This is a genomic window from Methylibium sp. (assembly GCF_031393925.1).
Taxonomy (GTDB): domain Bacteria; phylum Pseudomonadota; class Gammaproteobacteria; order Burkholderiales; family Burkholderiaceae_C; genus Methylibium.
The window spans coordinates 1-3,577 of sequence record NZ_JANMWL010000154.1 but is presented as its reverse complement, the minus strand read 5'-3'; the positions used below and the strand labels follow the sequence as shown (position 1 = coordinate 3,577).

Sequence of the window (3,577 nt, the reverse complement as noted above, 5' to 3'; positions counted from 1 at the left end):
GTGGTGGCGCTCAACAGCGCGCCCGGGCGCGCCGTCGGCAACATGCGCCAGCCCAACCATCTGGCGACCGCGCTGTTGTGCGCGATGGTCATGACCGCCTGGCTCTGGCAGGCCGGGCAGCTCGCGGCGCGAACGGCGGTGACGTCGATCGTGTTGATGGTGCTGGCGGTCGCACTCAGTGCCTCGCGCACCGGCGCGCTGTCGCTCGGCGTGTTGCTGCTGTGGGCCGCCGTGGATCGCTCGTTGCCGCGCGCGGCGCGCTGGGCGCTGGCACTCACGCCGCTGATCTATCTGCTTTGCTGGGCCAGCCTGGCGGCCTACGCTGCGCTGGACGCGGCCCAGTTCTACGGCGCTCAACGGCTCGAGTCCAACGGCGACATCAGCAGCTCGCGCTTCGCCATCTGGCGCAATGCCTTGGCCTTGCTCGCGCAGCAGCCGTGGACGGGCGTCGGCTGGGGCAACTTCAATTTCGCCTGGACCTTCACGCCCTTTCCCGACCGGCCGGTGGCCTTCTTCGACCACACCCACAACCTGCCGCTGCAACTGGCGGTGGAGACAGGCCTGCCGGCGACGGCGGCCGTGCTCGGCTTGCTGACGTGGGCACTGTGGCGCGCCCACCGCGCCTGGTGCGTTGCGGCGGAGCAGCCCGGGCGCCCGGTGCGCGCCGCCTTCGTGATGCTGGCCGTGCTGGCGATGCACAGCCTGCTCGAGTATCCGCTCTGGTACGCCTACTTCCTGCTGCCCGCGGCCTGGGCGCTCGGCGTGTTTCTCGGTGCGGCACCCGGCCCGCCCAAGCCCGGCGGCGCGCGCGCCCCGCCGTGGACGTGGCGACTCGTCGGCGTGCTGTTCGTTGCCGGCTCGAGTTATGCCGCCTGGGACCACCGCCGCATCCAGGTGATCTTTGCGCCCGCGGTGGCAGATGCGCCGCTGGCCGAGCGCATTGCCGAAGGCCGCAAGAGTGTGCTGTTCGGTCACCACGCCGACTACGCCGCCGTGACGAGCGAGTCGACCGAGCCGGCGCTCGCCACCTTCAGCCGGCCGCTGCACCAGCTCATCGACGTGCGCTTGCTGGTCGCGTACACCCAGGCGTTGAAGGCGAACGGACGGGACGCCGAGGCGCTCTACGCCGCGCAGCGGCTGCGCGAGTTTCGCCGCGCCGACGCGCAGGAGTTCTTCAAGGACTGCGGGCGCGACAACCCGGCGCCGCCGTTTCAGTGCAACGAGCAGCCGGTGCGCCTGAACTGGCGCGACCTGGAACCCTGACTGAGCGAAACGTGCCGCGCCGACGCGCTGCGGGGTTCAGCCTGGCTCGGCCACGAACGAGCCCGACTTGCCGCCGTGCTTTTGCAGCAGGCGCACGCCCTCGATGACCATGCCGCGGTCGACCGCCTTGCACATGTCGTAGATGGTGAGCAGGCCGATCTGCACGGCGGTCAGCGCCTCCATCTCCACACCGGTCTGGCCGAGCGTCTCGGCGGTCACGCGGCAATGCACGCAACTGCCGGCGGCATCGAGCGTGAACTCGGCGGCCACGCGGGTCAGGGGCAGCGGATGGCACAGCGGGATCAGCTCGGACGTGCGCTTGGCGGCCTGGATCGCCGCGATGCGCGCGATGCCGATCACGTCGCCCTTCTTGGCGCCGCCCTCGGTGATGAGTCGCAGCGTCTGGGCCTGCATGCGGATGTGGCCTGCGGCAATGGCGATGCGGTGCGTGACCGCCTTGGCCGCGACGTCGACCATGTGCGCCTGGCCGTGTTCGTCGAAGTGGGTCAGCGCGTCAGCGGCAGGGTTGGAGCGAGGATTCATCAGCGGCGGCAACATCGCGAAACACGGGCTGGGGCATCATAGTGGAAGGGCATGCTCGAACCACATCGGTACGGCATGCATCCGGCCGGTTTTGTCTGCCACGCGAGTCCATTTCAATGCAATCCACATTCCCCGGCCCGCCCGTGTCCGCGTCGCCAGCGCGGCGTTTCGATCTGCCTTCGCGGCTGCGTGCCGCGGGCGTCCATCTCGGGCTGAGCGCGGCGGTGGCGGGCCTCGCCGCGCTGCTGGTGTTCGGGCTTTGGTACCCCACGCCCTATCGCGAGATCTCGGGCGGTCGGGAGCTGTTCTTCATCATCGTGGCGGTCGATGTGGTGTTGGGACCGTTGATCACCTTCGCCGTGTTCGACCGGCGCAAACTGCGGCACGCGCTGATGCGTGACCTGGCGGTGGTCGGCATCTTGCAGCTGGCCGGCTTGGGCTACGGACTGCACACGGTGTTCACCGTCCGTCCGGTGGTGGTTGCGCTCGAAGTCGACCGGCTGCGGGTCGTGCGCGCCATCGACCTGGTCGATGCCGACCTGAACAAGGCACCGCCGGAGTGGCGCGATCTGCCCTGGAAGGGCGTGCATCTGCTGGCGACGCGTGCCCCCGCAGAAGGCGAGAAGCTCGAAGCGATCGACTTCGGCCTGGCCGGCATCGACCTCGGCATGCGCCCCGAGTTCTGGCTGCCCGCCGACCGCACCGCAGCGCTGCTCGCGCAAGCAGCGAAGCCGCTGGCCGAGTTGCAGCGCCGCTATCCCGAGCGTGCCGCCGAACTGCTGGCGTACGTGGCCGACACCGGCCTTGCGGCCGAGCAACTGAAGTTCCTGCCGTTGCTGGCGCGCAGCTCCGACTGGGTGGCCTTGGTCGACCGTGACGGCAAGGTGGTCGGGCATGCCCCGTTCGACGGTTTCTAGCGCCCCGCGCCTTGCGCGATTGCAGCGCCAGTGCGCGCTCGCGCTGGCGCTGCTGCTGGCCTTGCCGGGCGGTATCGGGCCGGTGCGCGCACAGCCTTTGCCCGAGTCCCGCAACGCCCTGCCCTCCCTTGGCGACAGCGCCTCCGAGGACTTCTCGGTGGCCAACGAGCGGCGGCTGGGCGAGCGGATCATGAGAGACATCCGGCGCGACCCGGATTACCTGGACGACCCGCTGCTGCTCGATTACCTGCAGCAGCTCTGGAGCCGCCTGCTCGACGCGGCGCGCGCGCGGGGCGACATACCGGCCGAGCTGGACGAGCGTTTCGCCTGGGAAATGTTCCTGCTGCGCGACCGCACGGTCAACGCCTTTGCGCTGCCGGGTGGCTACGTCGGCGTCCACCTGGGCCTCGTCGTCCTGACGACCGGGCCCGAGGAGCTGGCGTCGGTGCTGGCGCATGAGATTTCGCACGTGTCGCAGCGCCACATCGCGCGCAGCTTCGGTGCCAGCAAGACCAGCACGCTGGTCGGGCTGGCCGGGCTCATCCTGGGCGTGCTGGCGGCCAGCCGCAGCCCGGAAGCCGCCAGCGCGCTCATCACCGGCGGCCAGGCGGTGGCGGTGCAGGGCCAGCTCAACTACTCGCGCGTGTTCGAGCGCGAGGCCGACCGCGTCGGCTTCGGCGTGCTCACCGGCGCCGGCTATGCGCCGGCCGGCATGGCGTCGATGTTCGAGAAATTGCAACTCGCGTCACGCCTGAACGACAGCCAGAACTTCCCCTATTTGCGCACCCACCCGTTGACCAGCGAACGCATCGGCGAGGCGCGCTCGCGGCTCGGCGTGGCCGGGGCCAGCGCGC

General features: G+C 70.2%; 4 protein-coding genes. 3 read left to right on the top strand and 1 reads right to left on the bottom strand.

From position 1 onward, the window contains the following. Positions 1-1,263, top strand: a 1,263-nt coding sequence (locus RMO12_RS08700) for a Wzy polymerase domain-containing protein (protein WP_309638988.1), incomplete at its 5' end; no start/stop codon positions are given. A 36-nt stretch (positions 1,264-1,299) separates the two neighbouring features. Here the strand turns inward: RMO12_RS08700 and moaC are convergent. Continuing rightward, entirely contained in the window at positions 1,300-1,806 is a 507-nt protein-coding gene (gene moaC, locus RMO12_RS08695; protein WP_309638987.1) for a cyclic pyranopterin monophosphate synthase MoaC, read from the bottom strand. Positions 1,807-1,922: 116 nt separating this feature from the next. Between moaC and tfpZ the strand changes: the two genes are divergently transcribed. Beyond that, positions 1,923-2,723 (top strand): TfpX/TfpZ family type IV pilin accessory protein, encoded by an 801-nt coding sequence (gene tfpZ, locus RMO12_RS08690; RefSeq protein WP_309638986.1) that lies wholly within the window; start codon positions 1,923-1,925, stop codon positions 2,721-2,723. Continuing rightward, positions 2,701-3,577, top strand: an 877-nt coding sequence (locus RMO12_RS08685) for a M48 family metalloprotease (protein ID WP_309638985.1), incomplete at its 3' end; no start/stop codon positions are given. The genes tfpZ and RMO12_RS08685, both read left to right, overlap by 23 nt.

Bases quoted from the DNA above. Each gene is read 5' to 3' on its own strand.
- moaC (WP_309638987.1), bottom strand. From the start codon at position 1,806: ATGAATCCTCGCTCCAACCCTGCCGCTGACGCGCTGACCCACTTCGAC.
- tfpZ (WP_309638986.1), top strand. From the start codon at position 1,923: ATGCAATCCACATTCCCCGGCCCGCCCGTGTCCGCGTCGCCAGCGCGG.